A 2,332-nucleotide genomic window follows, 5' to 3' on the forward strand; every position below is an offset into this window, starting at 1 on the left:
ACCTTCGACAACCACAACTCCGTCAACGGCATCCGCGAGTTCGCTCGCCACGGCGGCGCCTCGACCGCGTACGTGCCGGTGGAGGCGCCCGACCTGCGCGTCGCCGAGGACTCGCTGCGCACGCAGCTCGACACCGTCACGGAGGGCGGCCACCACCTGTTCGCCTATCCCGCGCAGTCGAACTTCTCGGGGGTCAAGCACCCGCTCGAGTGGATCGAGCTCGCCCACGCGCACGGCTGGGACGTGATGCTCGACTGCGCCGCGTTCGCGCCGACGAGCAGGCTCGACCTCTCCGTCCACAAGCCGGACTTCGTCTCCGTGTCGTTCTACAAGATGTTCGGCTACCCGACAGGGCTCGGCGCGCTGATCGCGCGCCGCCAGACGATCGAGCGGCTCGAGCGGCCGTGGTTCAGCGGCGGCACGGTCGTCGCGGCCAACGTCCAGGGCGACCTCGTGGTGCCGCACTCCGGCCACGCGCAGTTCGAGGACGGCACCGTCGACTACCTCGGGATCCCGGCGGTGGAGATCGGCCTGCGCCACATCGAGCGGATCGGCATCGACACGATCTCGCGGCGGGTGGAGGGGCTCGGGAGCTGGCTGCTGGCCGAGCTGCAGCAGTTGCGCCACTCCGACGGCAGCCCGGCGACCTGCCTCTACGGGCCCTCGGCCTGGGACCGCCGCGGTGGCACGATCGCGTTCAATTTCCTGCACCCGGACGGCCGCGTCGTCGACGAGCGCTACGTCGACGTGATCGCCGCGCAGCACAACATCTCGATCCGCACCGGCTGCTTCTGCAATCCCGGTGCGGGCGAGATCGCGTTCTCGCTGACCAAGGAGATGCTGACCGAGCACGAGTTCACGGTCGGGATGATCCTCGACGACTACATCGAGGAGGTCGGCCTGCCCTCGGGCGGCGCGATCCGGGTCTCACTCGGGATCGCGACGAACTTCGCGGACGTCTACCGCTTCATGGCGTTCGCGGAGGAGTTCCGCGACGTCGGGGAGATCCCGGACGGCCTCCCCCCGCGACTGGGCTGCTAGAGGCTCACGGCCAGGCGCGCGTGCGGGCGCAGCGCCTGCCGCAGCGACCCGGTCAGGTCGCGGTGGATCACGTCGAGGAACACGTGCGACTCGGGCTGCTCGCCGTCGAAGAGCCGCTCGAACGCGGCCGTGGGCAGCGCGAGCACGAGCGTGCGCTCGCGCGTGATCGCGGTCACCGGCGAGGGGCCGCCGTCGATCATGCTCTCGTACCCGAACGGCAGGCCGGGGCCGGCGAGTCCGACGCGGATGCGGCGGCCACCGCGCACGATCACCTTCTCGACCGCGCCGTTGATCGTCAGGTAGCAGGCGGGCGATGCGGTGCCCTCGGCGGCGAGCGTCCGGCCGGGCGGGCAGAGCGCGTAGCGCCCCGCGGTGAGGAAGCCCCAGAGGGCGAGCGAGTCGAAGGCGCGGAAGCTCGCGAGCCGGCGCACGTAGCGGCTGTCCGGCGGGCCGCGGAACTCGAGCTCCACGTCGGCGGCGGCCTCGGGCGGCGGGCCGCCGCCGAGCGACTCCGCCAGCGCCGTGTACTGGCCACGCAGTCGGGCGCAGCCGATGCGGGCGATGCGCCGCTTGATCGCGAACGCCGTCGGGTGCCGGCGTGAGACCAGCGCCGTGTAGTCCGCGCGGCCGAGCACCATCACCGTCGTCGGCTCCACGGCGGTCGCGCTCACGAGGCGGCGGCCGCCGTCGATGACCCCCATCTCGCCCATCACCTCTCCCGGGCCGACGCTCGACACCTCGACCGTGGCGTCGCCGGGCAGCTGGAGGGAGATCGACACGCGCCCCGCGACGACGAAGGCCAGCTCCTCGGCGTCGTCGCCCTGGCGCCAGATCGCCTGCCCCGCGCGCAACTGCCGGTTCCGCATGGTGCGGGCGAGCAGGGCCAGCTCCTCTTCGGGGATGCCGGCGAGGAGGTCGAAGGCGGAGAGCGAGGCGACGGCCTCGTCAGACGTCGAGGTCACGGGTCTCGTAGTCCAGCCCGTCCGGGCCGATCGTCGCCGTGATCATCGAGTACTCGGGCACCTCCAGCCAGGTGGAGGTGTCGAGCGTGAGCGGCTCGGAGGCGATCAGCAGCGAGCGCAGCCCGTCGCTGCGCGTCATCGCCCAGCCGCCGTCCTGGCGGGCGTACTCGCCGCCGACCGTGTACCACAGGCTGCAGTACGGCAGGTCCGTCTCCAGCAGGTGGTCGTCGTCGGGGTACCAGCCGTAGTCGAACGAGAACCGGGTCGCCAGCAGCGACTGGCCGCTGACCAGGAACAGGTTCACGGGTGAGGAGGTGTCGATGCCGTGC

3 protein-coding genes are annotated in these 2,332 nt (G+C 71.7%); 1 reads left to right on the top strand and 2 read right to left on the bottom strand.

The features are described from left to right. The coding region (locus tag VFX99_RS17145; RefSeq protein WP_329667504.1) for an aminotransferase class V-fold PLP-dependent enzyme at positions 1 to 1,041 on the top strand (1,041 nt) is incomplete at its 5' end. Here VFX99_RS17145 and VFX99_RS17150 read toward each other — a convergent pair. Further along, positions 1,038 to 2,003 carry a cyclic nucleotide-binding domain-containing protein gene (locus VFX99_RS17150; RefSeq protein WP_329667505.1) on the bottom strand — a complete coding sequence of 322 codons (966 nt, stop codon included), beginning with the start codon at positions 2,001 to 2,003 and terminating at the stop codon, positions 1,038 to 1,040. The two genes, VFX99_RS17145 and VFX99_RS17150, sit on opposite strands and share 4 nt — an antisense overlap. Further along, positions 1,987 to 2,332: hypothetical protein (locus tag VFX99_RS17155; protein WP_329667506.1), on the bottom strand; the 346-nt coding region annotated here is incomplete at its 5' end. The genes VFX99_RS17150 and VFX99_RS17155, both read right to left, overlap by 17 nt.

The sequence above is a fragment of the Microbacterium sp. genome (assembly GCF_036277215.1).
Classification (GTDB): Bacteria; Actinomycetota; Actinomycetes; order Actinomycetales; family Microbacteriaceae; genus Microbacterium.